20 protein-coding genes are annotated in these 24,891 nt (G+C 62.2%); 10 read left to right on the forward strand and 10 right to left on the reverse strand.

The genetic code is table 11. The features are described from left to right. Positions 1-2 precede the first annotated feature (2 nt). From EGO55_RS13530 to EGO55_RS13565, 8 genes are read right to left on the reverse strand one after another with little or no spacing between them, the layout of a single operon-like run. The gene (locus EGO55_RS13530) at positions 3-452 is read right to left on the reverse strand and encodes a Zn-ribbon domain-containing OB-fold protein (RefSeq protein WP_021690439.1); all 450 of its coding nucleotides are present in this window, start codon (positions 450-452) and stop codon (positions 3-5) included. Beyond that, a complete protein-coding gene (locus tag EGO55_RS13535) occupies positions 449-1,603 on the reverse strand; it encodes a thiolase C-terminal domain-containing protein (protein WP_021690440.1) in 1,155 nt (384 codons plus the stop codon). Before EGO55_RS13535 ends, EGO55_RS13530 begins: the two co-directional genes overlap by 4 nt. Then, a complete protein-coding gene (locus EGO55_RS13540; RefSeq protein WP_021690441.1) occupies positions 1,600-2,757 on the reverse strand; it encodes an enoyl-CoA hydratase-related protein in 1,158 nt (385 codons plus the stop codon). The genes EGO55_RS13535 and EGO55_RS13540 overlap by 4 nt, the downstream gene beginning before the upstream one ends. Then, complete coding sequence (locus EGO55_RS13545) at positions 2,754-3,560, reverse strand: enoyl-CoA hydratase/isomerase family protein (RefSeq protein WP_021690442.1); 807 nt, start codon at positions 3,558-3,560, stop codon at positions 2,754-2,756. The genes EGO55_RS13540 and EGO55_RS13545 overlap by 4 nt, the downstream gene beginning before the upstream one ends. Then, entirely contained in the window at positions 3,557-4,702 is a 1,146-nt protein-coding gene (locus tag EGO55_RS13550; RefSeq protein WP_021690443.1) for an acetyl-CoA acetyltransferase, read from the reverse strand. Before EGO55_RS13550 ends, EGO55_RS13545 begins: the two co-directional genes overlap by 4 nt. After that, positions 4,699-6,090, reverse strand: a complete 1,392-nt coding sequence (locus EGO55_RS13555) for a zinc ribbon domain-containing protein (RefSeq protein ID WP_021690444.1) — start codon at positions 6,088-6,090, stop codon at positions 4,699-4,701. Before EGO55_RS13555 ends, EGO55_RS13550 begins: the two co-directional genes overlap by 4 nt. 1 nt (position 6,091) lies before the next feature. Further along, positions 6,092-6,991 carry an SDR family NAD(P)-dependent oxidoreductase gene (locus tag EGO55_RS13560; RefSeq protein WP_021690445.1) on the reverse strand — a complete coding sequence of 300 codons (900 nt, stop codon included), beginning with the start codon at positions 6,989-6,991 and terminating at the stop codon, positions 6,092-6,094. Then, a complete protein-coding gene (locus EGO55_RS13565) occupies positions 6,988-8,109 on the reverse strand; it encodes an acyl-CoA dehydrogenase family protein (protein ID WP_021690446.1) in 1,122 nt (373 codons plus the stop codon). Before EGO55_RS13565 ends, EGO55_RS13560 begins: the two co-directional genes overlap by 4 nt. Before the next feature lie 173 nt (positions 8,110-8,282). On the opposite strand from EGO55_RS13565, the gene EGO55_RS13570 reads away from it, so the two are divergent. The 8 genes from EGO55_RS13570 (at position 8,283) to EGO55_RS13605 (ending at position 18,659) form a co-directional block, all read left to right on the forward strand. Next, positions 8,283-9,215 carry a VOC family protein gene (locus tag EGO55_RS13570; protein WP_021690447.1) on the forward strand — a complete coding sequence of 311 codons (933 nt, stop codon included), beginning with the start codon at positions 8,283-8,285 and terminating at the stop codon, positions 9,213-9,215. Continuing rightward, positions 9,215-9,622: a VOC family protein gene (locus tag EGO55_RS13575; protein WP_021690448.1), complete on the forward strand. Its 408-nt coding sequence runs from the start codon at positions 9,215-9,217 to the stop codon at positions 9,620-9,622. Before EGO55_RS13570 ends, EGO55_RS13575 begins: the two co-directional genes overlap by 1 nt. Beyond that, complete coding sequence (locus EGO55_RS13580; protein ID WP_021690449.1) at positions 9,619-13,074, forward strand: indolepyruvate ferredoxin oxidoreductase family protein; 3,456 nt, start codon at positions 9,619-9,621, stop codon at positions 13,072-13,074. Before EGO55_RS13575 ends, EGO55_RS13580 begins: the two co-directional genes overlap by 4 nt. Positions 13,075-13,082: 8 nt before the next feature. Further along, the gene (locus EGO55_RS13585) at positions 13,083-14,270 is read left to right on the forward strand and encodes an acyl-CoA dehydrogenase family protein (RefSeq protein WP_021690450.1); all 1,188 of its coding nucleotides are present in this window, start codon (positions 13,083-13,085) and stop codon (positions 14,268-14,270) included. Positions 14,271-14,279: 9 nt separating this feature from the next. Beyond that, entirely contained in the window at positions 14,280-14,783 is a 504-nt protein-coding gene (locus tag EGO55_RS13590) for an FAS1-like dehydratase domain-containing protein (protein ID WP_021690451.1), read from the forward strand. Further along, the gene (locus EGO55_RS13595) at positions 14,780-15,241 is read left to right on the forward strand and encodes a MaoC/PaaZ C-terminal domain-containing protein (RefSeq protein WP_021690452.1); all 462 of its coding nucleotides are present in this window, start codon (positions 14,780-14,782) and stop codon (positions 15,239-15,241) included. Before EGO55_RS13590 ends, EGO55_RS13595 begins: the two co-directional genes overlap by 4 nt. A gap of 85 nt (positions 15,242-15,326) precedes the next feature. Beyond that, complete coding sequence (locus EGO55_RS13600; protein WP_021690453.1) at positions 15,327-17,591, forward strand: TonB-dependent receptor; 2,265 nt, start codon at positions 15,327-15,329, stop codon at positions 17,589-17,591. Positions 17,592-17,690: 99 nt separating this feature from the next. Further along, the gene (locus EGO55_RS13605; protein WP_021690454.1) at positions 17,691-18,659 is read left to right on the forward strand and encodes an alpha/beta fold hydrolase; all 969 of its coding nucleotides are present in this window, start codon (positions 17,691-17,693) and stop codon (positions 18,657-18,659) included. A gap of 40 nt (positions 18,660-18,699) precedes the next feature. Here the strand turns inward: EGO55_RS13605 and EGO55_RS13610 are convergent, their stop codons facing one another. Then, positions 18,700-19,488, reverse strand: a complete 789-nt coding sequence (locus EGO55_RS13610; RefSeq protein WP_021690455.1) for an acid phosphatase — start codon at positions 19,486-19,488, stop codon at positions 18,700-18,702. Positions 19,489-19,570: 82 nt separating this feature from the next. Beyond that, positions 19,571-21,340, reverse strand: coding sequence for an FAD-binding protein (locus EGO55_RS13615; RefSeq protein WP_021690456.1), 1,770 nt, complete (start codon positions 21,338-21,340; stop codon positions 19,571-19,573). 147 nt (positions 21,341-21,487) lie between these two features. Between EGO55_RS13615 and EGO55_RS13620 the strand changes: the two genes are divergently transcribed. Continuing rightward, the gene (locus EGO55_RS13620) at positions 21,488-22,123 is read left to right on the forward strand and encodes a TetR/AcrR family transcriptional regulator (protein ID WP_021690457.1); all 636 of its coding nucleotides are present in this window, start codon (positions 21,488-21,490) and stop codon (positions 22,121-22,123) included. 368 nt (positions 22,124-22,491) lie between these two features. After that, positions 22,492-24,795, forward strand: a complete 2,304-nt coding sequence (locus EGO55_RS13625; RefSeq protein ID WP_021690458.1) for a TonB-dependent receptor — start codon at positions 22,492-22,494, stop codon at positions 24,793-24,795. Positions 24,796-24,891 lie beyond the last annotated feature (96 nt).

Consider the following 24,891-nt stretch of genomic DNA (forward strand, 5'->3'; position numbering starts at 1 on the left):
GGTCAGTCTCCGGGAAGAGCGGCAGATATTTGCCATGCAGGCCAGTTCAGGCCCGGGGCGATAGGGGTCACGCATGCCATGAGCGGCATGCCGATGGAGAGCCGTGCGGGATCGACATGGTTCAACGGATCGCCCGGCTGTTCGATCAGGGGGCCGGCCATGCGCAGGCCCGGAGCTTCTTCCAGTTCGGCAATCGCCACAGGATAGGGCGCGAACGGCATGAAGGCGGGCAGCACGGGGGGATGGACCACGGTCCATGACCACAGCCGCGCCTTGCCCGATACCGGGCGCCAGGCCAGTGCGCCGCCACAGCTGCAGCGCCAGCGGGGTGGGAAGTGCCATGCATCGCACGCCGGGCAGTGCTGATGCGCCAGTGTGCCGTGATCCAGCGCGTCCCAGAATGGGCCTTCAAACGGGCCATCGCGCGCGGGGAGGGGGATGCCGTCAATCATGTGCCGGTCCTCAGCAACAAGGCGCCGTTGGGTGTGGCGTCGCAGCCGGTCACCAGCGCCAGCCGGGCATCGGCGATCTGGGTGGTGGCCGTGCCGCGCAACTGCCTGACCGCTTCCGTCACCAGATTGAGGCCATGCAGATAGGCTTCCGACAAGCTGCCACCCGCCGTATTGGTCGGCAGCGCACCGCTGGCCCGCAGCCCGCCATCGCGGATAAAGCGGGCTGCCTCGCCACGCGGAACGAAGCCATAGGCTTCGAGCGAAAACAGGATCAGCGGCGAAAACGCGTCATAGATCTGCGCCACATCGACATCGGAGGGCGTAAAATCTGTCTGCCGCCACAGGTGTTGTGCCGTCACATGGCTGGACGTGGTCAGCGCATCCGCACGATGGAAATCGGCCATCGACTGATGCCCGGGTACCAGCCCTTGTGCGAAAGCTTCGATCAGGACGGCGGGCTGTGCGGCATCGCGGGCACGCTCCGCCGGGAGCAGGACCAGCGCCACCGCGCCATCGCTTTCCAGGCAGTTGTCGAACAGGCGCAAGGGATCGGCCACCATGCGCGAGCCATAGTAGGCCGCTTCGTCGATCGGTTTGCCATGCATCATCGCGGCTGGGTTCGCGCAGGCATAGTGGCGCAAGGTCACGGCGATTTCGGCAAGCGCGGGGGCAATATCGCCATATTCGTGGGCATAACGCCGCGCGATCACCGCCACTTCATCGACCGGGCGCAGCAGCCCCGACGGCCGCGACCATTTCCAGTGATCGTCCAGTACCGGCGAAGACTGCGCCCAGACGCGGCTGCCAGCGCCCGAGCGTTTGCGCGCGCGCCACACCACTGCGGCGCGGCATTGCCCGGTGGCCACCGCCATCGCGGCGTGCCCCACGGCAGCAGGGCCCGCCCCGCCGCCATGCGGCGCCTGCGAGAAATAGTGCAGCGGACCGAGACCGAGATTGCGGACGATCTCGAAATCGGGCGTGGCTTCCATGGTGTAGCTGCTGACCCCGTCGATTTCGGAAGGGGCCACGCCCGCATCGCGCAGCGCCATATCAATCGCCATGCAGGCCAGTTCACGCTCGGACTCGTCCAGCCCCCGGCCGAAACGGGTTTGCCCGATCCCGGCGATGGCGACTTTGCCGCCGATGTTCACGCCCGTGTCCCGAGATAGAGGAGTTCAATCGTCGACTGCAGGCACGGCTGGTCCACGCCATCCTCGCGCAGTTCGAAATCCATGGCGATCAGCGTCCCTTTGGGATGCGGTTTTGCAGCAGACAGGCGGCTGCGGCCGCGCAGCATGGCATCGGCGGGGGCGGGCACGGGAAACCGGATTGTCGGGCTGCCGAGATTGACGGCCCCACTATGCCCCGTGACCGACCAGCCATGGCCGGGCACGAGTTTGGGCAGCATCGCCTGCAGCATCACACCGGGAATAATCGCGCCATCCCCCGGCGCGCCGGTCACCTCGAGAAAGCGCTGCACCGTTTCACGCCCGACCGGGATCGCCTCACCCCAGGGGATGAAGCCTATTGCCTCGATTTTCGCGAACGCATCGTAATCGTCGTAGCGGATCGCTTGCGCCTTGGCGGATTGTCTCAGGCTGGCGGCGGCATCCGCCTCGCGCCGCAGGGCATCAGCGATATCGCCATCGCGACCGGCGTTGAGCGCGGCCTTGATCGCAGCCGCAACCTCCCGCTGCCCCTTGGCGGCGGCCTCTCCCAGCGCCAGCGCCCGTTCGAGCAGGGTATCGGCGGCGACGACGTCATCGACCAGCCCGATGGCCGCCGCGTCTTCAGCCAGAATGGTCCTGTCGCACAGCAGCAGTTTCTTGGCAGCGGGCAGACCAACGATATCGACCAGTGTTTTCGTTGATCCGAGACCCGGCATGATACCCAGTTCTGCGAAATTGAGCCGCAGTTTAGCCCCCGGCACGGATAGGCGCAGATCGCACAGCAGGCTCATCGTCACGCCGATGCCCGCCGCCGCCCCATTAAAGGCGGCAATGGTCAGTTTCGGGATAGCCGCGAATTCCGGCGCAAAACCGGCAATGAAATGTTCCTGCCCGATCGTGAGGCCCGAGGCGCCGATTTCGCCGGCCAACACGCCGCGATGCGCGCCTGCGCAAAAAGCCCGGCCCGATCCGGTCAGCACAATCGCGGCCACGGCATCGTCGGCTGCGGCTGCGCGCAGCGCCGCAACGAGATCTTCCCCCATTTCCGGGGTATAGCAATTCATGCCGTCTTCGCTGACCAGTTCGATCAGCGCCACCGCGCCATGGCGGGACGAGATCAGCGTGCCGTAGCTCAATCAAGGTCTCCCGCTTCGCGATCCCGCCACCGGGCAGGGCGTTTTTCGAGAAACGCGGCGACACCTTCGCTGATATCCGGGTGATCGTTCTGGGCGAGGATATAGCGCCAGCCATGCTCCAGCGCTTCGCCCAGCGGCAGTTCCTTCGATGCCCAGATCGCCGCGCGGGTGCGGGCGACCGCGGTGGGCGAATGGCGGGCAATGCTGGCCGCCAGTTGCATCGCGCGGGGCATCAGCGCGTCCAGCGGCATGATTTCGTCAACCATGCCCAGCCGCCATGCCTCCTGCGCGGAAAGGCGTTCGTCACCGCCGGTCAGCGCCAGTTTCATCACGGCGCCCAGAGGCATCCGACGGGCGAGGCCAATCGGTTCCAGCGCGGCGATCAGGCCCACGGCAACATGACTGTCGATGAATTGCGCATGATCGGCGGCCAGTACGATATCGCAATCGGCCGCGAAATGCAGACCGGCCCCCACTGCCAGCCCGTTGATCGCGGCGATCACCGGCTTGGTCACGCCGTTCTGCCGCCCGGTCCAGCCGATGGAGGCCAGTTGCTTCGCAAATTCGGGGTCTTCGGTTTTCGGCAGATCGCCCAGATCGGCGCCGGTACAGAAGGCCTTGCTCCCGGCGCCCGTCACCACGATCACGCGCACTGTGGGGTCTTCTTCCAACTGCCGCCAGGCGCGGGGCAGTTCGACGTTCATCCGGCTGGAAATGGCATTGCGCCGTTCCTCGCGCGAGAGCGTGAGCACCGCGATATGATCGGCAATCGTGATATCCAGCGTTTCGTACGGCTTGCTCATTCCACCCCCAGAATGCTGACGGCGCAGCCCGTGGGGTAGCCGCCGATATTGTGGCTGAGGGCAAGCTTCGCATTCGAAACCTGCCGGGCCCCGGCTTCACCCCGCAATTGCAGGACATTCTCCACGATCATGCGCGCGCCGGTGGCCCCGGTGGGATGGCCGAAACTTTTCAGGCCGCCATCGGTGTTGACCGGCAATTCCCCACCCAGCGCAAACGTGCCGCTGGCGATATGTTCCTTCGCCGCACCCTTGGGGATGAACCCGAGATCTTCGTAGGACAGCAGTTCTGTCAGCGTGAAGCAGTCATGCAATTGCGCCACGTCGATCTGGCGGAAAGGATCGTCGATCCCGGCCATGCGATAGGCATCGCGCGCGGCGCTTTCCGTCGCTTTCCAGCGCAGAAAATCGTGATCGGGATCGGTATGCGGATTGGGTGAACAGTGCGAAGTGATCGCCTTGACCAGCACCGGCTGTTTCGGGTGATTGCGGGCAAGATCTGCGCGGGTAACGATGACGGCGGCCGCCCCATCGGTCTGCGCGGCGCAATCGTAAAGGCCAAAGGGCCAGGAAATCATGCGGGCGGACAGGACGTCCTCCACCGTGATTTCCTTCTTCAGAAACGATTTTGGCGCCAGTGTACCGTTATGGTGATTTTTTACTGCAATTTGTGCCAAATCTTCGCGGCTCGCACCAAACTTCGCGAAATAGGGTGCGGCAGCCAGCGCGAACCACCCGGCGGGCGTGGCGGGAATATCGCGAACCCCACGGAAGGTGACAGGCGGGCCGGATACCCCACGATCCTTCGGCTTGTCGTAACCTACCGCCAGAACCGTGTCATAGACACCGGCGGCCACCGCCATGATCGCCGCACGGACGACTTCTGTCCCGGTGGCGCAGTAATTGTAGACCGATGTCAGCGGCTTGTAGAGTTTGAGCGCTTCGGAAACGTCCACCGGGCCCATCGCGGAATAAAGCGATCCGCAGTAAATCGCGTCGATCTGGCGGTTGGCATCCTCGATCCCGGCGTCGGCATAGGCTTCGAAGGCCGCATCGACGATCATGTCTTCGGCGCTGCCGGTCCAGTTTTCCATAAAATGGGAACAACCCACGCCGACAATCGCGGCCTTGTCCTTCAGGCTCATCGCGCGTTCCTTTCCGGCAGTGCTTTCCAGAAATAATTGGGCCGCTGTCCGGCATCGTGAATGCGGCGGAACGCGAAACGCAGCGGCATGCCCGGTTGTGGGCCCTCTTTGGACAGGCCTGCCACCTGCATGTAGATGCGCGGGCCGTTATCGACCTGCACGATGCCGACAGCGGTGGGCGGCGTGGGCGACGGGAAGAACGCATCGAGCGTATAGGTCACCAGCGATGCGCCGCGTTCGGCAAAATCCTCGGGTGCGAAGGCGTCTTTCGTGCCGCAGCGGATGCACACCCGTTGTTTGGGGAATTGCGGTTCGCCGCAACGGCACCGCTGGCCCTGAAGGCGCAGGTCTTCTGCCCGTTCGCGAAAATGGATCGTGGCGGAAATGCCCTGATCGTCGGCTGCGGGATATTCCGTCGCATCCAGTTTGCGCGCGCGGCGATAGGCCGCCAGCGAAGCGACAGGGATACGATCGGCCAGCGCATCGGCCACCGCGCGCGAGGCGCGCGGGTGATCGACAGTGAACAGTAGCGCTTCCGCGCCATCACCATGCGCGATCAGAGCGATTTCCTGCCCCATATCGGCATTATCGAGCGCGGCGGCGAGCAGCAATGGCGCATGGGCGGCCCCGCAATAGCCCACCGTATCAAACAGGCCGGGGGCAAGGGTTGCGGGCTCTGCTTTCAACGCTTTGCCGAGGCTGCCCTGCGCGCGCCTGTTGGGGGCGCTGGTTGCCCAGAGACGGCTTGTACCATCGGCGACGTCAGGCAGTTTTGCGGCCACTGCCGCAGAGGGTTCGAGAAAGCCGTATTGGGTGGTGAAGCGATCTTCCCAGCTATGGGTGAAACGATCGCCCGCACGGCGCCATGTGTCGACGATTTCCTCTGCATGAGACGCATGTCCCGTTAAACGGGCGACGACCCCGTCGCTGCCAATCAGGAAAGCGACGGCGGCGTCGCCGCCGCTACGTTCCAGTTCGGAACCCGACGCACCCATACGGCTGTCGGCGATCACGACCAGCGCCTGGCGCGCACGGCCCGAACGGACGGCATCGTCAGCCAGAAGCAGGGCCTGTGCCCCGCCACGCAGCGAATGGCCAATATCGGCTGTGCGGACCTCTTTGGGCAGACCCAGCACCGTTGCGATCAGCGCCGCCCCTTGCTTTTCCGCGAAAGCATGGGTGGTGCTGGCGAAGATTAGCAGGTCAATCGTATCGCGCGCGCGATCTTTCAGGCAATTGCGCGCGGCGTCCACCGCCATGGTCACGCTGTCTTCATCGGCCCAGGCGATCGCGCGTTCGGGCCCGCCTTCCACCTTGCGGTTGGCAAGCAGCGCGACAGGCAGGCGGTGGACGGCGATATAGGCACCCCAGTCGACAATACCCGTCATCTCAACCCTCCTGCGTGGAAGGCGGATAGACCCCGCCGTGGAAGGGGTAGGGTTTGCCGAGAATGCCGAACGCGCCGAATTGTCCGGGCATCTGCGTCTGGAAATGGCGGCGGATGCTTTCCACATCCCACCCGCCCGGCTGGACCAGAGTCTTGCCGTAATGCGGCTGCACCATGTGCGACAGGCGTTCGCCGCCCGTGCCGAATATCTGGCCCGAGACGTTGGCGGCTTCATCGCTGCAGAGATAGACCACGGCGGGTCCGTTCCGTGACGGGTCGAAGTCCTGACCGGGCTTGCCGTCGGCATCGCGATAGGTTTTCGACATGGCCGTGGTGCCCAGCGGGCCGATGGCATTCACCCGAATGCCGTAACGGGCCAGTTCCAGCGCCCAAGTGTAGGTCATCGATGCGATGGCCCCTTTGGCGGCGGAATAGGCGGTTTGCCCGAAGCTGCCGAAGTGCCCACCAGAGGTCGTGTTGATGATCGCGCCGCCGGAACCCTGCGCAACCATCGACCGGGCCGCAGCCTGCGTGCACCAGAAGGTCCCTTTGACATGGACCGTCAGGATGGCATCGAGATCGTCATCCGTCATTTTCAGCAAGGTCTTGTCGCGCAGGTTGCCCGCGTTGTTGACGAGAATCCGCACGCTTCCGAACGCGGCCCGGCAGGCTTCTACCAGCGCTTCGGCGCCTTCGCGCGTGCCGATGTTGTGCGTCGATACCAATGCCGTGCCACCCGCCGCGGTCACTTCGTCGGCCAATGCGGCGGCGGCTTCGCCATTGATGTCGTTGATCACCACGGGCGCCCCGGCGGCGGCGAGATGCAGCACATGCCCTCTGCCGATGCCCCCAGCAGCGCCGGTGACAATGGCGGGACGGCCTTCGAGAAGTGCTGTGCTCATGCTTCCAAAACCTTGTGCGTGCCGGAAATCAGCGCCTCGCCTGCGCGTTCCTGCAGGTCCAGCGGATCGCCGTACATGAGTTGCAAGTGCTTTGCCCGGCGGTAGTAAAGCTGCGGGTCCGCCTCCAGCGTGAAGCCGATCCCGCCATGGATCTGGATGGCAAGCGCGGAAACATCGCGATAGACCTGACAGGCTTTCATCTTGGCAAGATCGGCCCATGTCTTGGCCGGTTCGCCATAATCGGTGGCCGCCGCCGCGCGATAGACGAGCATGCGTGCGCCTTCGACATTGACGGCGGCATCGGCCAGATAATGCGCAATCGACTGGAATGCGCCGATCGGTTGGCCGAACTGCTGGCGTGTGCAGGCATAGTCGCGGGTGATCTCCAGCGCCTTTTCCGCGCCGCCGACAGCCTGCGCGGCGATGGCGATTTTCATGGCGGTTTGCGCCTGTTCCCACGCCGCCGTGGCCGCATCACCCCTTGCGATAGTCGCCAGTACCGGTGTCTGGACGAAAGTGACGTTGGCCATGGAAAGATCGGCCATATTGGGCAGATCGACGCGCTCGATCCCCGCGGCATCGCGTGCGACAAGGCACCATGCGTTCTGCCCCGCCGTGTCGCTGGCCAGCACGATCAGATAATCGACCATATCAGCATCGGCCACCAGCACTTTGGTGCCGTCAAGCGTGCCCCCGTCCGAAAGCTGTGTGGCCCGTGCGTTATCCGGCAGCGGGCGCCCCTGTTCCTGCCATGCGCAGGAGGCGCGTTTTTCACCCGATGCGAGCTGCGGGAGAAGGGCCCGGACAGCCGCATCGTTGCTGTGGGCCAATATCCCCGAGGCCAGAACCGTGCTTTCGGCAAACAGCATGGGCACCAGCGCGCGGCCCAGTTCCATTTGCGTCACAACCATTTCGGTCAGGCCCAGCGACAAACCGCCCGCATTCTCGTCGATCAGGATACCGCCAAGGCCCATGGCGAACAGATCGTCGTAGATGGCGGAAACCGCGGCGGGATTCTGTTCGCATGCCCTGACAGCGGAAGTAGGAAAGCGGTCGTCGCATAACGCCCGCACGGAGCGCTGCAGCGCGTCCTGCTCTTCCGATATGCTGAGGTCCATCCCGCTCTTCTCCCATCCGGTTGCGCGCCGGAGTTGCCATTAACGAAACTGTCGGTACCTATAAAATTTCTGTCTGTCCAGCCCTGTGTTCATGGCACAATCTGCTGGCCGGGTCTCTTGACTCCTAATAACAGTACCAATAGTATCGAAAGTGCGTTTTTTGGGAGAGGTGCATGGAAATTCTCGGTCTGGGCTATGTCGGGCTCGATGTTCCGGATCCGGATGCATGGATCGCCTTCGCGTGTGATGTGCTGGGGTTTGATCCGGGGCGTGCGCCGGGCGGGGATGCCTATGTGCCCGGAGCCGGTGCCGACGGGCGGGGGGCGGATGGTGCTGCCTATTTCCGCGTCGATGAGTGGTCATGGCGCCTTGCTGTGCATCCCGCCGATGCCCCGGGGTTGCGCTATCTTGGGCTGGAGGTGGCCGGTCCGGTGCAGCTGGATACGGCTCTGGCGGAACTGAACGCCGCCGGATTTGCCGCGCGGCGGGGTGATGCCGCAGAATGTGCGGCGCGGGCGGTGACCGGGATCGGCTTTGTTACCGATCCGGGCGGCCATGCGGTCGAACTGTTTTATGGCCCGCTGGTGACGACCGGATATCGCAATGCGCGCGGCATGCAGTTTGTTACGGGCGCGCTGGGCATGGGGCACATCAATCTGTTCGCCAGCAATTATGAAGCCAGCGCAGATTTCTATACGCGCCTGCTCGGGTTCCGGCTGACTGACTATTACCATGTCGGACCGGATCAGACGGTGAATTTCTTCCACGTCAACCCGCGCCACCACACAGTCGGGATCATGAAAGTCGCCCCGTTCGACGGGGTACACCATGTGATGTTCGAACTGACCGAACTGGACATGGTGGGGCAGGCTTATGACCGAGTTATGGATGCGGGGTGCAAGATCACCGCTTCGCTGGGGCGCCATTCGAATGACCGGATTCTGTCTTTCTACGTGGAATCGCCTTCGGGTGTGGAAGTGGAAATCGGCTGGGGCGCGATGACCGTCGGGCCGGACTGGACCCCGACCTATCGCGGGCCGGGCGATATCTGGGGCCACCGTGGCCTTACGGCGGAAAGCATCGAGGAAACGGGACGGAGGGCGTAATGGCTGCACAACTGACACTGCCGCATATCGATGTCGGGATCGTGACCAACGATCGCGCAGCGGGTCTGGCATTCTGGAACGGGTTGCTCGGTTTCCCGGTCGAAGGCGAAGTGAGCTTTCCGGGATTGACGATAGTCCGCCTGAAAGTGGGCGATGCGATCCTGCGTCTGTGCATCCCCGATGCCGAGGTGCAGCGCAAGGCAGACAAGGGCGCTTTCGATGCGGAAACGGGCCTACGGTACCTTACGTTGGCGATTGCCAATCTTGATACGGTGATCGCTGCGGCCCGTGCTGCGGGGTATCCGATCCCGGTCGAACCGCGTGAAATCCGTCCGGGTGTGCGGGCGGCGCAGATACAGGACGGTCAGGGTGTGACTGTCGAACTGATGGAAACGGCCGCCGCATGACGTTTTCTCTCGACGATAAATATCGCGCGACCAGCGGCCACGTGTACCTGACGGGTAATCAGGCGCTGGTGCGGTTGCCGATGATGCAGGCGATGCGGGATCGGGCGGCTGGGTTGAACACCGCCGGGTTCATATCCGGCTATCGTGGATCGCCGCTGGGTATCTACGATCTCGCCCTGTGGCAGGCGCGCACATTTCTCGACGAGCATAACATCCGCTTTCAACCCGGCGTGAACGAGGATCTGGCGGCCACCGCCGTCTGGGGCACGCAGCAGACCGGATTGATCGGCAAGGCGAAGTACGACGGCGTTTTTGCCCTGTGGTACGGCAAGGGGCCGGGGGTCGACCGGTCGGGCGACCCGCTCAAGCATGGCAGTTTCGCAGGGGCGGCGAAGAACGGCGGCGTGCTGGTGCTGTGCGGCGATGACCACGCGGCCCGTTCGTCCACCGTTGCGCACCAGAGCGATCATGCCCTGATCCATTTTGGCATGCCGGTGTTCAATCCGGCGCATATCCAGGATTTCCTCGACCTCGGTCTCGCCGGTCTGGCGATGTCGCGTTATTCCGGCGCATGGGTCGGCTTCAAATGCATTACCGATACGATTGAATCGTCGTCGCGCGTGGATATTTCGATGGCGCGGCTGCAGTTCCGCGTGCCCGATGATTATGCGCTTCCGCCCGGTGGCCTCAATATCCAGCTCGGCGTTCTGCCGATCATGGCCGAAGCCCGGCAGATGGATCACCGGCTGGACGCGGCGAAGGCCTTCGCGCGCGCCAACGGCATCGACAAGGTCATTCTGGGCGGGCGCGGACGGCGGCGTCTCGGCATTGTCACCACGGGCAAGGCCACGCTCGACGTGCTGGAGGCGCTCGACGCACTGGGGCTCGATCCGGCCCGCGCCGAAGCGGCCGGGATCGGCGTCTACAAGGTGGGGATGAGCTGGCCGGTCGAACCCGAAGGGATCAAGGCCTTTGCCGATGGCTGCGACGAACTGCTGGTGATCGAGGAAAAGCGCCCGGTCATCGAGGAACAACTGGCGCATATCCTCTATAACCTGCCTGCGGATCGCCGCCCGGTACTGACGGGCAAACGCGATCTGTCCGGTGCGCCGCTGCTGTCGCAGGTTGGCGAACTGGCCCCTGCCAGCGTGATGCAGGCCCTGCGCAGCCGATTGCTGGCGCACAATCCGGGCGAGGAATTGCAGCGGGCACTGGCCAGCAACGAACCCGAAGTGGCCGCCGCCGAAGTGACTGCCGCAGCCGCCGGGCTGGTACGCATGCCCAGTTTTTGCGCCGGATGCCCGCACAACACATCGACCCGCGTGCCGGATGGTTCTGTCGCTATGGGCGGCATCGGATGCCATGGTCTCGCGACATGGTTGCCCGATCGGCATACGATCACGCTCTATCATATGGGCGGCGAAGGCGCGGCGTGGATCGGCCAGGCGCCGTTCGTGGAAACGGATCATATCTTCCAGAATCTGGGAGATGGCACCTATTTCCATTCGGGCCTGCTGGCGATCCGCGCCTGTGTCACCTCGGGCGTCAATATCACTTACAAAATCCTGCTGAACGGTGCGATCGCGATGACCGGCGGCCAGCCGATCGAGGGAGAATCCTTCGATGGCAGCGTATCCGCGCCGCATGTCGCCGCACAGTTGCACGCTGAAGGTGTGAAGAAGATCGCGGTTGTGGCCGACGATCCATCACGCCACGATCCGGCCGATTTTCCGCCGGGGGTGACGTTCCATCAGCGCGATACACTGGACGACGTGCAGCGCATGATGCGCGATATTCCGGGCGTTACCGGGATCATTTACGATCAGGCCTGTGCGACGGAACGCCGCCGCCTGCGCAAACGCGGCAAGGTCGCGGATGTCGACAAACGTATGTTCATTCACAGCGATGTCTGTGAAGGATGCGGCGATTGCGGCATCCAGTCCAATTGTGTCGCCATCGAACCGGAAGAAACCGCATTCGGTCGCAAACGGCGGATCAACCAGTCGGTCTGCAACAAGGATTTCAGCTGCGTCAAAGGGCTGTGTCCCAGCTTTATTATGGTCGAAGGCGGCACCTTGCGCAAGGCAGCACCGGGCAGGCTCGATGCGATCACCGGGGACGTGGAACTGCCCTTGCCGGTCCTTCCCGTTATTACGGGGACGCACAGCACCGTGGTTGCCGGGATCGGCGGCAATGGGGTGGTCACTGTCGGCGCGATCCTGGGCGTGGCGGCCCATATCGATGGACTGGGCGTTACCGTGCTCGACCTTTCCGGTCTGGCCCAACGCAACGGCCCGGTGACGAGCCATATCCGGCTGACGCATGGCGCCTCCACTGGCCATGTCGCGCGCATTCCCGAAGGGCGCGCCGATGTGGTGATCGGCTGCGACCTGGTGGTTGCGGCCAGCGCCGAAAGCCTTTCGAAAATGGCGCGCGGTCGCACGCAGGTGATGTTCAACCGCTTCGTCGCGCCGACATCCTCGTTTGCGACCAATCCCGATCTGGATTTCAGTGCCGACCGGCTGGCTGACGTGGTTGCCGCGAAAGTGGGCGAAGCGGCGCTGAGCGGGATCGACGCAACCCGGATTGCCGTTGCGCAACTGGGGGATGCGATTGGTGCGAACATGCTGCTGGTCGGCCATGCGTGGCAGAAGGGGCTGATCCCCCTGTCGCTGGACGCGCTGGAGCAGGCGATCCGCCTGAACGGGGCGGCAGTCGACCTCAATCTGACGGCTTTTCGCCTCGGGCGGATCGCCGCGGTTGATCCCGACGCGCCGCTGCGCTGGGTTTCGGACCAGCCGATAGAGGAACAGACCCGCACGCTCGACCAGATCAGACAGGATTGGGCCGACCTCCTGACCGCGTTCGATGGTGCTGCCTTGGCCAACCGTTACGGGGCGCTGGTCCATCGTGTGGCCAATGCGGAACAGCAGATCACCGGCGGCAGCGACGTGCTGACCCCGGCCGTGGCGCGCGCCTATGCAAAGACGCTCTATTACAAGGATGAATACGAAGTTGCCCGGCTGTTCAGCGATGGATCGTTGCAGCGCAAGCTGGCCGAGACATTCGAGGGCGATTTCAAAATTCGTTACAACCTTGCCCCGCCGATCCTGTCGCGGCGCGGACCAGACGGGCGGGAGACCAAGCGCACATTCGGTGCATGGATGGGGGGCGTCTATCCTGTGCTCGCGAAAATGAAGGGCCTGCGCGGGACGGCGTTCGATATCTTCGGACGCAACCGCCATCGCCGCATGGAACGCGAACTGGGGCACGAGTACGAGGCGCTGATCGATCGGCTGCTTGCCCGTGCAACGCCTGCCAATATCGCGACATTGGCCGAAATCGCCGCCGCTTATGAAGGCGTGAAAGGCTATGGGGTGGTCAAGGAAACCAAACTGGAACAGGTTCGCAAACAGGTGGCCGATGCCCTTGCCGAACTCGAAGCCGCATAGGAACGGATATGGATTTCAAACTTTCTGCCGAAGAATCCCGCTTTGCCGAAGGGGTGCGCGCATTTCTGGATCAGCAGGCGCAACACCCCGATGCAGCGGAATTCATGGCGCCGGATCGTGATGCCCATTCGCAACTGGCCAACAGCCCCGAACGGCGCGCGTTCTGCAAACGGATGGGGGCGCAGGGCTACCTCGGGATGTCATGGCCCGAGGCTTATGGCGGGCAGGATATTCCGGGCATATTCGAATACCTGTTGAACGAGGAACTGGCGCTGCGCGGCGCGCCCCTGATCGGCAAGGGCGTGGGATGCATCGGCAAGACGATTATCCGCCATGGTTCCGAGGACATGAAACAACGGTTCCTGCCGCTGATCCTCGATGCCGAAGTGGAATTTGCGCTGGGCTATTCCGAACCGGGTTCGGGATCGGATCTCGCCAGCCTGAAGCTCAAAGCGGAGAAGGATGGGGATGGCTGGGTGCTCAATGGCCAGAAAGTCTGGACCACTTCGGCCAATTTCGCCGAATGGTACTGGGTCGCCGCGCGCACCGATCCCGATGCACCGAAGCACAAGGGGATCAGTGTGTTCCTGATCCCGATGGACCATCCGGGGCTGACTGTCCGGCCGATTGAAACCATGGGCCATCACTGGACCAACGAAGTGTTCTTCGACAATGTCCGGATCGGCCCGGAAGCGTTGGTTGGCGAGTTGAACAAGGGCTGGACCTATGTTTGCGAAGCGCTCGATTTCGAACGCTTCACGTTCTACACGATCAATCCGCTGCTGCAGAAATTCGAACGTGCGCTGGACGCACTGCGCACCACGACCCGCAACGGTGTCCCGCTGGCCGACGATATCGGGGTGAAACGGCAAGTCGGACGGCTGGGCGCGGAAGTGGAAACCGCCAAGATGCTCCAGAGGCGGGTGGTCGATGCCGCCGCCAAGGGGCAGGTGCCGGCGGTTGAGGCCGCGATGTACAAGGTGTTCGCGACGCGGCTGGGGCAGGTGCTTACCGATTTCGTGCTCGACCATCTCGGACCTGCCGGATTGCTCCGTTCGGATGCCGAAGGGGCGGTGGACAACGGGGTGTGGGAACACTTCTACCAGACCACGCCGCTGGACACGATCGGGGGTGGCACGTCCGAAGTGCAAAAGAACATCATCGCCCGTCGCGGGCTTGGTCTGCCGCTGAAGTAGGGCGCAGAGATGAACGGTGTTCCCGCCGATGTTCTGGCGTTGATCGGCCAGCCGCAGTTCGCGCAAGTGAGCGATGGCATGGTCGAGGCCGGGGCGATCCGCCTGTTTGCCGCAGCGGTGCAGGATGCCACGCCTGCCTATTGGGCGGATGATCCGGCGCAGGTTGTCGCACCGCCCGCGCTGCTTTCTGCATGGAACCGCCCGGTGACGTGGAACCCCGATGGCAACATTGGAACCACCGGGCTCGCCCTGCATCATCTTATCAAGGACAAGCTGGGACTGCCGCGCGCGATTGTGACCGAAATGGAAAGCGAGATTGCCGCGCCGATCAGGCCGGGAATGAAAGTCCGTAGCGAACAGATTCTGGTCGAACTGGGTGAACCGAGCACCACGCGGCTGGGCGACGGCCGTTACTGGACCATTCGCGTCGAGTATCGCGATCATGCGGATGGCGTGCTGTTGGGCGCGGAAACGCTGCGCCTGTTTGGCTATGGTGAAGTGGGTCTGGCATGACAGGGTCGTTATCTCCGCTGCTCCCGCTGACGCGGACGGTGACCGCGCGCGATGTGGTTATGGGGGCGGCAACCAGCCGCGACTGGCAGCCGCAGCACCACGATATTGCTTATGCCCAAGGCATGCATTTGCCCGATATTATTATGAACGCGCCGACGCAGACCGGCTGGTTCCACGCCTATGCGATGGCGTGGGCAGGGCCCGGTGCGCGGATCGGGCGCTGGCGTTTGAAAATGCGACGGCCGATCTGCCCCGGTGCGGACGTGACCTACAGCGGCGCGGTAACCCGGCAGGAACCGGCACTGCCGGGCCATGCGTGGATATGGCTTGCCCTGCAATGCGAAGGGGGCGGGGAACTGCTGTCGAGCATGACACTCCTGCTCGCGCAGCCGACATACGCAGAGACGTCTTGCTGGGACATAACCGCAGAAAACTGGGCGCCACCTCCGTTGCAGTGATTGACTCGAAACTGCTGGTACCGAAACCAATAGTACGCTATTGGGCGCCCCAGAAGTGAAAGCCAATTCACCCAGGGAGGTATCTATGCGTTTTCGTGAGCTTGATCTTTGTTCAGGACTTGCCCTTGCCGTGGGCCTTTTGACCATGCCCTCGGCCGTGCAGGCCCAGACTGCCGACGATTCTGCGTCGAGCGGGGAAATTATCGTCACCGCGCAGCGCCGCGAAGAAAAACTGCAACAGGTGCCGCTGGCCATCACGGCCACCAGCGGCGCTGATCTCGCCAATCATGGCACCACCGATCTGCGTGGGATCACGGAATCGGTCCCCAGCCTGAACATTGCGGCCTATCCCAACTCGTCCGATACCGTTTCGTTGACAATGCGGGGCCAGGGTGCAGCCGATGCGGGCCAGATCACCAAGGATGGTGGTGTCGGGCTTTATGTCGACGGTTTCTATATTTCCCGTCCGCAAGCGGCGCTTCTCGATCTCGGTGATCCCGAACGTATCGAGGTGCTGCGCGGTCCGCAGGGCACGCTCTATGGTCGCAACACAACAGGTGGCGCGGTCAATATCATTTCGACCAAGCCGACGGGCGAATGGGGCGGCGATGTCAGTCTGACGTACGGCAGCCGCAACTACGTGCGCGGTCTGGCGACGATCGATCTGCCGGCCATCGGCGATCTGGCGATCAAGGGAACCATCCTCTATTCGGACAAGGATGGTTATGTGAAGAACAGCGGGCCGGGCCGCGACTATCACGAATCCGGTCAGCTTGCCGGTCGTGTGGCGGCGCGTTGGACACCGACCAGCAATTTCACGGTCGATTATGCGTTCGATCGCGGCCGCGTGGTTTCCACGCAGCCCTATTATATCAACCCGGAGCTTGTCGGTGTTGTACCCGGCTATTCGGCTGACAAGAAGCATACCTACACCGCGCTCGACCTGCGGCGCAGCAAGGCGCATTTCACCGATCATCAGCTGACGCTGAGCTGGGATGTCTCGGATTCAGTGACGCTGCGCTCGCTCTCCGCCTATCGCAAGACCGACGCATACCAGAGCGTGAACTACGGTGTGGCGCAGTCCTACCCGTTCCCCGGTGGTGTCTACACCGTGGCGCAGGACCACGATTATCGGGCTAAGCAGTACACGCAGGAATTCCAGATCATCGGGTCGTTGGGCTCGCTGATCGAATATACTGGCGGTCTCTACTACTTCAGGGAAACCGGTTCGCACTATCAGGAACAGGAAATCGCTGGTGCGTTCAATGTCGAATCCGCGCGCGAAATCCATGCCAAATCGATTTCCAAGGCCGCCTATCTTCAGGCGACCATTACCCCGCCGGTGCTTGAGGAGCGTCTCAAGATCACGCTGGGCGCACGGTACACCGAAGACAAGCGCACGGCTTCGCGCTGGCAATGGTATTACGGCACGCTTTTCGAAAACGGCACGAGCAATCGCCAGAAGTTCAACAACTTCAGCCCTTCGGTGAACGTTGCGATGCAGTGGACGCCCGATGTCATGACTTATGTGCGTTATGCGCGCGGGTACAAGGCAGGCGGTTCGGCTGAAGGCGCGCTCGATTTCACCAAGACCTATGGTCCGGAAAAGGTCGAGGCTTGGGAAATCGGGCTGAAATCGCAGTTCCTTGATCGCAAGGTCACGCTGAACCTTTCTGCGTTCCATAACAAGTTCAAGGCTATGCAGATCGACTTCACCGCCGATCCTTTCGATCTCACACAGGTGGCCACGGTCAACGCGGGCAGCGCCACGATCAAGGGCATTGAAGCGGAACTCGCCGTGCGCCCGGTGCGCGCGCTCAATCTGAAGGCATCCTATGCCTATCTCGATCCCAAGCTGAAATCGATCGTGGCCCCGCCGGCCACGAACTTCGATCCCGCGATGAATCCTTTTTCCCCGGTCAACGTGGGTGATGACGTGACCGGCTATTTCACCATGCCGTTCGTACCGCACCATGCCGTGACGATCAGCGGCGACTGGCGGATTGTGGATGACGGCACGCGCAAGCTGACCGCCTATGCGACCTATTCCTACCAGTCGGGCGTCTATACCTCGGCCGTGGCCGGGCCGTTGGTTTTTGGGCGTGATCAGTGGAAGAGCGACGCGCGCGAGGTCGTGAATGCGCGGCTTGCCTATGAACAGCCGATTGGCGGCGCCGATGTGACTTTCGCGCTGTTCGTCAACAACCTGTTCAATCGTCGGGCACGTGAATTCGTGATCGGGGTCGGCAACCAGCTGGACACCCTGGTGGGGCCGGGCGGCTATGTTTCGCAGACCGCCCCCTATTCCGAACCGCGCGTCTTTGGAGGCGAGGTCAAAGTCGCCTTCTGACCTGGAGTTGCTTTCCTTCCGGCCCGGTGTTTCGCCATCGGGCCGGAAGTTTATGCCCAAGGGTTGAGAAGCACCGCCCGTCTGTTAGTCCTTCCTGTCATGAGAGGACTGGAACATCACACGGCCGTGATCAACGGCATCACCGTGCATTACGTGGAACAGGGGCAGGGCCCGCTTCTGATCCTGTGTCATGGTTTCCCCCACACATGGTATAGCTGGCATCGCCAGATCGGCCCGCTCGCCGAGGCAGGCTGGCGTGTGGTCGTGCCCGATATGCGTGGCATGGGGCAGACCGAAATGCCGCTGGAGAAAGAGGCCTACGATTGCCATCAGACGGCGGGCGATCTCGCCGCGCTGGTAACGCATCTGGGCGCAGAACAGGCGGTTTTTGCCGGCCTCGATTTCGGGATTTTCGCGATCTTCGATCTGGCGCATCTCCATCCGGAAAAGGTGCGCGCGATCATTGCGCTGGAGAACCCCCATTACCCTGACCGGCCGCATATCACGCCGCTGGATGAAGCCGCCGAATGGGCGAAGGACCATTTCGTCCATATCGAATATTTCAAGGAACCGGGCGTGGCCGATGCCGATCTGGCCGCTGCGCCGCGCGATTTCCTGACGCGGGTATTCCATGCCCTGTCAGGCGATTACCACTATCTCGATGTGTGGAAGCATCCCCCGGGCACAACCTATCTCGATGCCTTGCCGCAGGCGCCGCCGTTCCCGTGGACCTGGATGACGCAGGCCGAAATGGACGCCATTGTCGCCGATTATGAAAAGTCGGGCTTCACCGGCGGGCTGAACTGGTACCGCGCGATGGATATTCGCTGGCATCAGCGTGCGCCCTGGCGCGGCCAGAAGACGCAGGCCCCCTACTATTTTATCGGGAGCGAGGAAGACGTCGATCTGGAAGCCTGGCATGGCGACGATCCGATTGCCGAAATCCATGATCATCACGCCGATGTGCGCCGCATCGAAATGCTGCCGAAAGCAGGGCATCTGATCCAGCTGGAACGGTCGGACGATGTCACGCGCCTGATGCGCGAATTTCTTTCCGAACTGGCGTGATTATCCGGCAGGGTCGACCTGCCGGATAATTCTGGTCCGCCTAAAGTGCCAATGCCGCGGCTTCTTTCGCGCAGTCGCGCTTTGGTGCAACCAGCTTGCCTGCGGCGATTTCATCGCGTGCGGCTTGAAGGTCCTTCTGGAAGCTGGCGGCTGCGTGCAGTTTCGCAACGGTGGCACTCGCTACGACGCGGCCTTCCTCGATATCGCTCAGCCAGTGCACATTGCAGACGCGGCGGCTGTCACCGAAGGCACGGCCGCGTGCCACCAGTTCCGTCGCCCGGGCAGGGACCAGTTCTGCCATGATCAGACCCCAGCCATAGCCGATCGCGCTGTGCCCGGAGGGATAGGATCCATCCTTGCGAAGATAGGCTTCATGCGCAGGCGTGCAGTTGGGCGCGCCATTTTCCATGAATGGGCGCGCACGCTGATACTTCTTCTTTGCGCCGCTGGTGGACAGCGCCAGATCGATCATCGCCCGCGTCAGCAGGCGATTGGTTGCAGGGGCGCTATCCGGCCCAATGGCAAACCCCGCTGCACAGGATAACGCCTCGGTATCATGGGGCGAAAACAGTTCGGCATCGGCTGTGGCCAGATCCCATCGTGCTGAGCCGTGCAGAGCCTGGCCATTGCGCGAGGCTGCGTCATCGCGTGCCTGCGCCGCGCTCCCGCTCACTGGGGGCGCAGGGATCAGTGCGGCGCTGTCGGGCAAATCGGCCTGTTCGAGATACCCTGGCGGGATTCGAAATGTTTCTGGCGTTGGCAGGGGTTGCTCCGCCCATACGGCCGCTCCCGCCAGGGCCAGTAGTCCCACAGCCCATAAATGTTTCATGCACGCTCTCCCTCAATGTTCTGTGTCATGGATATACAGGGCCAGCCATCATCCCCTGTATATCCCAAATTTGTTCAGTACCTTAGATGCCTCGTGCGATGGAACGCGCCGCGCGGCGGCCTGAATAGATGCAGTCCGAATAGGACAGTCCGCTGACGTAAAGGTTGGAGCAGATGCCCACCGCGTTGCGCCCGGCGGCATAAAGGCCGGGCACGGCCCCGCCTTGCCCGCTCTGCACCGCGCCGGTCCGTTCATCCACTTTCAGCCCGCCGACCGTCATGCAGGAAATCGGGAACATGCGCGCATCGACCGAAGCATCGATGGCATAGTAAGGCCCGTCTTCCAACGCGATCATTTCATCCGGTGCCTTGTGGAAGGTATCCGCCGCTTCCCCGCGCGCCGCGCGGTTATAATCGGCAAGCGTGGCGGTGAAACATGCCGGATCGAAGCCCATCTTGCGGGCCAGGTCTTCGGGCGTTTTGCCGCGCGTCGCCGCGAACAGGCAATTGACGATGGTGATGTCCCGCTGGAAGCCGAGCACCCCATGGGCGAAGGCATCGCGCAGCGCCTTGCGGAACAGCTTGCGGTCGAGAATGATGTACCCACGCCCGCCGTGGCGTTCGACCATTTCATCCCCGATGCGCGCGCCATACCAGATCTCGTTGACGAACCGCGCACCGCGCCCATCGACCAACATCCCCTGACCCCATGCCTTCGGTGGGGAAAGGAAGCGCCACGCGGATACGCGTTCCATCAGTTCCGTCGCGCCGCCTGCCGTGACGCCCAGCATGATACCGCTGCCATTGTCACCCAATGTGCCGTTGGGCATGCCGGGGGCATATTCGGGGGCGAAATGCTGCACCATCGGCGGATTACAGATGAACCCGCCTGCGCTCAGCACCATGCCCTTGCGGGCGCGAATCCACGTGCTGATCCGCTCGCGCGCCTCCAGCGCGCGGGCTTTCGCCAGATAGCGATAGCCGATGGCAATGGTGATGCGGGCGCCGGGGAAGGTGGCGGACAGCATCGACATCCACTTGTTGGCCTTGGCGATATAGTGCGAATGCTTGCGCCGGACTGCCGGATTGGAAAAGCGTTCCACCCGGATACCGATAACCCGCCCGGCGCTGTCGAGGGCGAGCTGCCGCGCTTCGGCCCCCGAATGGAACACCATGCCTTGCGCCAGCGCGCTTTGGCGCAGCGGATTGTACATCCCTGCACCCACGCCCCAGGGCTTGTTGCCATTGCGGAAATGGACGCGATGGCCGCGTGCGGCGGGTTTGGTCATGTCCCGATAGGGTGCGGCAAGGCTGCTGTCGGGGTGGTACAGGAACTTGTCCAGCGGGGGGTAGGATGTCTTTTCCGGATAATAGCTGGCCTGGAACGGGGCGCCGTGGCCGCGCAGCCAGTCCAGTGTCGGGGCGCTGGTTTCGCAGAAATCGCGCAAGGTCTCGTCCGAAACGACATTGCCGGTTTCGTTCTTGAGATAGGCGAACATGCGTTCCGGATCGTCGTCCACGCCGGCTTCACGCTGAATCGAGGTGCCGCCACCGGCATAATAGACGCCGCCATTCGCCGCAGAGGAGCCGCCGCCATCGTATTGGTCGACTGCAATCACGCTCAGCCCTTCTTCCAGCCCCTGCAGTGCGGCGGCGATCCCGGCACCGCCAAGGCCGACGATCACCATATCCGCCTGCTCGTCCCAGGCATGGGCTTCGGGATCGGCCAGCGTCAGGGGCGCATCGATCGCCAGCCCCCATTCCGTGATGGATTCGCCCGCACGCGGCATGGCCTTCACCGGTTTGTTGCGCGGATCATGTTTGAGTGCCGCAAAAGCGGTGTCGCCGGTCATTGGTGCATTCTCCTGAGCCATTTCGCGTGATTTCGTCTCTCGAGGCGAATGAAATTAACTTGTCTATTAGTCAAGTTAATTTCATAGAGCCCTTTGTGCGACGCGAATTGTCGGGCAAGCGATGTTCACCTGCCGGGAAAAGGATATATGGAGCATAAGAGTGTCCCACGCAGGAAAGGGGGTCGTCCCAGCAGTGCATCCACTGCCAAGTTGCGCGAAGACATCCTTGTCGCCGCGGAGCGGACTTTCCTTGAACAGGGCTTCAGCGGCGCAAGTGTAGAAGCGATCGCGATGGCTGCGGGAACCAGCAAGCAGACGGTCTATACCCGTTTTGGTACCAAGGAACGGCTGTTTGTCGCCGTCAGCGATTCTCTTCTCGGTTCAAAATTCGCAGCCCTTCTGCCCGAGCATGCCACGTTGCGGGATAAGTTGCTGGCCGTGGCCGTGCAGATGCTTGACGCCATGCTCGATCCCAAGATGGTGCGGATGCACGCGATCATTGCGGCAGAAGCGGAGCGGTTTCCGGATCTCGCGCGAGCAGTGGATGACGATGACACTTTCCCCGGTCGCGCGCTGATCTTGCAAGTGCTGGCCGATGCCGAAGGGCCAATGCTGTCTCATGGCGATGATCTGAGGGATCTCATGCGTCTGTTTCAGGATATGGTTCTGTCCGCGCCTCTCCGCTCTGCCGCACTTAATCTGGGCAAATTTGATGCCGCACGGGTGCAGGCCTGGGCTGTTATGGCGGTGGACGTCTTCCTTGACGGTATTCGTCCCCGCTGAATCGCGGGCGGCCTGACAATAACGGGGGCTGCAGGTTCCGATAGTTATCGGGATCAACGCGCCTGTGCGGAGCATGGATTGCACCGCTCCCATTCCGTCATACGATTCGCCTTCGAAAGGCGTTCCTTCACGGACTTGTTCCGCCGATCGGCAAAAATCGCGGTGCGCGCGAACGCGGTGCGTGTGTGTTTGCCGCCCGGACCCATTATTTACACGAGTGTATGTTGCCTTTTGGCAACGCAAGTGCGCAATCAGCATCCCATCCCGCTACGATAAGAGTGGTTATTGTTGCAAATCAAAGACGGAATATGCAGGGGGCCGCCAGAAAACATGCGCGAATATTAAAAATATCTCAGGAGGGTCTCCCCATGAAAAAGTTGCTTGTTTCGACTGCGATCTGCAGTTCGGTGGCATTCGCCGCCATGCCGGGCGTGGCTGCCGCCCAGGAGGATGCCGCTGCAGGCGCTGGCATCGGTGAAATCATCGTGACCGCGCAGAAGCGTGCGGAAAACATTCAGGATGTTCCGATCGCGATCTCGGCTGTGTCCGGTCAGTTCCTCGAATCGCGTGGCATCACCTCGATCGACAGCCTCGGTTCGATCGCGCCGAACGTGAAGATCGAACGTGCACCGTCGAACAAGACGATTTCGCAGATCTCGATCCGTGGCTCGGTCACGATCAACCCCGCAATCACCTGGGAGCCGGCTGTCGGCCTGTATCTCGACGGCGTCTATATCGCGAAAGCACAGGGTTCGATCTTCGACGTTGCCGATCTGGAACGCGTCGAAATCCTGCGCGGTCCGCAGGGCACGCTCTATGGCCGCAATGCGCTGGCCGGTGCGGTGAACCTCGTCACCAAGAAGCCTTCGGGTGAACTCGGCGGTTCGGCCGAAATCAGCTACGGCAACTTCGATGCGTGGAAGGCCAAGGCTGTCCTCGACCTGCCCGCCATGGGCCCGCTTTCGGTCAAGCTCTCGGGCCAGATCCAGAAGCGCGACGGCTTTATCAAGCTGACCGACGATCCGTTCTGGGGTCCGGGTTCGTTCTCGTCCACGCCGCTGGAAGGCCGCACTAACGATCTCGACAGCAAGAGCGGGATGGTTCAGGTTCGCTTCGAGCCGTCGGACACTGTCACGATCGACTATGCCTTCGATTATTCGAAGTTCGATCAACGCCCGGACTATGCGCAGCTCGTGAATGGCGGTTATCCGCTGGCCCCGTACATCAACAAGAACCGTCAATCCAAGGCCAGCCTTGATGGATCGCCGCTCTACGAACGTTCGCGTTCCTATGGTCATGCGCTGACCGCGGCTGTTGAAGTGGGCGAAGTGACGCTGAAGTCGATCACGTCCTATCGCAATCTGAAGTGGAACGACCGCCTCGACCTCGACGGTTCGCCCTACGACATTGCCTACACCGGTCGTGACACGAAATTCCATTCGTTCAGCCAGGAACTGCAGGCCACCGGCACGGTTTGGGATGATCGCGTGAACTTCGTGGTCGGTGCCTTCTACTACAAGGAAAAGGCTGAAACCGAAGGTCCGCAGCGCTTCTTCGGTGCATTTGGTACACCGGTTCTGTACCAATCAGACTATGGTTCGCACACCCGTGCCTGGGCGCTCTACGCACAGACCGACATCAAGATCACCGACCCGCTCAAGCTGACACTGGGCGCGCGGTACACTGAAGAAAAGAAGGATATCAGCCGTTACTACGCCGGGACACTCGTGAGCCCCACGATTGATCTCGATTACGGTGATGTGCCGGATGCGAAGTATAGCAACTTTAGCCCGGCCGCGACGCTATCCTATGAATTCAACCGCAATGTGAATGCCTATGCGCGCTTCGCCCGTGGCTTCAAGTCGGGTGGCTTCAACGGTGAAACCAGCGACTTCCGCACCGCCACGGCGGATTGCCCGAGCGGTGCTTTCGAACTGTGCGATCCCTATCGCCCGGAAAAGGTCGACAGCTACGAAATCGGCCTGAAGACCCGCCTGGCTGGCGGCAAGGTGATCTTCAACGTCGCTGCATTCTGGGACGAGCACAAGGACATTCAGTTGTCGGTGTTCACTGCCAACGGTGCGGCTTCATCGATCGTCCGCAATGCGGCCAAGGCCCGTATCCGCGGCCTGGAAGTTGAAACCGTAATCCGTCCGGTGGATGCGCTGACGATCAACGCGTCGTTCGCTTATCTCGATGCGAAGTATAAGAGCTACATCGAAGCCATCGGTGGTGTGGATACGGACGTGTCGGGCAACCGCGCATTCCCGCACACGCCGAAGTACACGGCATCGATCGGTGCTGATTGGCGCGTTGCCGAAGGCGATTGGGGCAAATTCAACATCAATGGCGATCTGAGCTACGTGTCGTCGTACTTCACGTATCCCTACGCACTTGAGCCGCAGCGTGACCCGATCACGAAGGCACTGCTTGAACCCGATGCCTATGCAACGCGTTCGAAGGGCCGTACGATCGTCAACCTGCGCGCCAACGTGGCCGACATTCCGCTTTCGAGCGGTGTGAAGGGCGAAGTCTCGCTCTGGGTTCGTAACCTGACCAAGGAAGACAACCCCACGAACTTCATCGATTTCGGTGTCGCGTTCCAAAGCCTGACGGTTGGTTACTTCCCCGATCCGCGTACTTACGGGATCACCGCAGGGATCAAGTTCTAAGAAACGGCAAGGCGGCGGGGTGGCAACATCCCGCCGTTTTCCTTGTCATCAGAGCCTGCCTTTCGGACAGGCACAAAAAAGGCCCGGCTGCATTGT

This window comes from Caenibius tardaugens NBRC 16725 (assembly GCF_003860345.1).
GTDB classification, from domain to species: Bacteria; Pseudomonadota; Alphaproteobacteria; order Sphingomonadales; family Sphingomonadaceae; genus Caenibius; species Caenibius tardaugens.

What these genes read in the sequence shown, in the direction of transcription:
- EGO55_RS13530 (WP_021690439.1), bottom strand. Translation starts at nt 452, where the DNA reads ATGATTGACGGCATCCCCCTCCCCGCGCGCGATGGCCCGTTTGAAGGC.
- EGO55_RS13545 (WP_021690442.1), bottom strand. Translation starts at nt 3,560, where the DNA reads ATGAGCAAGCCGTACGAAACGCTGGATATCACGATTGCCGATCATATC.
- EGO55_RS13550 (WP_021690443.1), bottom strand. Translation starts at nt 4,702, where the DNA reads ATGAGCCTGAAGGACAAGGCCGCGATTGTCGGCGTGGGTTGTTCCCAT.
- EGO55_RS13555 (WP_021690444.1), bottom strand. Translation starts at nt 6,090, where the DNA reads ATGACGGGTATTGTCGACTGGGGTGCCTATATCGCCGTCCACCGCCTG.
- EGO55_RS13560 (WP_021690445.1), bottom strand. Translation starts at nt 6,991, where the DNA reads ATGAGCACAGCACTTCTCGAAGGCCGTCCCGCCATTGTCACCGGCGCT.
- EGO55_RS13565 (WP_021690446.1), bottom strand. Translation starts at nt 8,109, where the DNA reads ATGGACCTCAGCATATCGGAAGAGCAGGACGCGCTGCAGCGCTCCGTG.
- EGO55_RS13570 (WP_021690447.1), top strand. Translation starts at nt 8,283, where the DNA reads ATGGAAATTCTCGGTCTGGGCTATGTCGGGCTCGATGTTCCGGATCCG.
- EGO55_RS13575 (WP_021690448.1), top strand. Translation starts at nt 9,215, where the DNA reads ATGGCTGCACAACTGACACTGCCGCATATCGATGTCGGGATCGTGACC.
- EGO55_RS13580 (WP_021690449.1), top strand. Translation starts at nt 9,619, where the DNA reads ATGACGTTTTCTCTCGACGATAAATATCGCGCGACCAGCGGCCACGTG.
- EGO55_RS13585 (WP_021690450.1), top strand. Translation starts at nt 13,083, where the DNA reads ATGGATTTCAAACTTTCTGCCGAAGAATCCCGCTTTGCCGAAGGGGTG.
- EGO55_RS13590 (WP_021690451.1), top strand. Translation starts at nt 14,280, where the DNA reads ATGAACGGTGTTCCCGCCGATGTTCTGGCGTTGATCGGCCAGCCGCAG.
- EGO55_RS13595 (WP_021690452.1), top strand. Translation starts at nt 14,780, where the DNA reads ATGACAGGGTCGTTATCTCCGCTGCTCCCGCTGACGCGGACGGTGACC.
- EGO55_RS13600 (WP_021690453.1), top strand. Translation starts at nt 15,327, where the DNA reads ATGCGTTTTCGTGAGCTTGATCTTTGTTCAGGACTTGCCCTTGCCGTG.
- EGO55_RS13605 (WP_021690454.1), top strand. Translation starts at nt 17,691, where the DNA reads ATGAGAGGACTGGAACATCACACGGCCGTGATCAACGGCATCACCGTG.
- EGO55_RS13610 (WP_021690455.1), bottom strand. Translation starts at nt 19,488, where the DNA reads ATGAAACATTTATGGGCTGTGGGACTACTGGCCCTGGCGGGAGCGGCC.
- EGO55_RS13615 (WP_021690456.1), bottom strand. Translation starts at nt 21,340, where the DNA reads ATGACCGGCGACACCGCTTTTGCGGCACTCAAACATGATCCGCGCAAC.
- EGO55_RS13620 (WP_021690457.1), top strand. Translation starts at nt 21,488, where the DNA reads ATGGAGCATAAGAGTGTCCCACGCAGGAAAGGGGGTCGTCCCAGCAGT.
- EGO55_RS13625 (WP_021690458.1), top strand. Translation starts at nt 22,492, where the DNA reads ATGAAAAAGTTGCTTGTTTCGACTGCGATCTGCAGTTCGGTGGCATTC.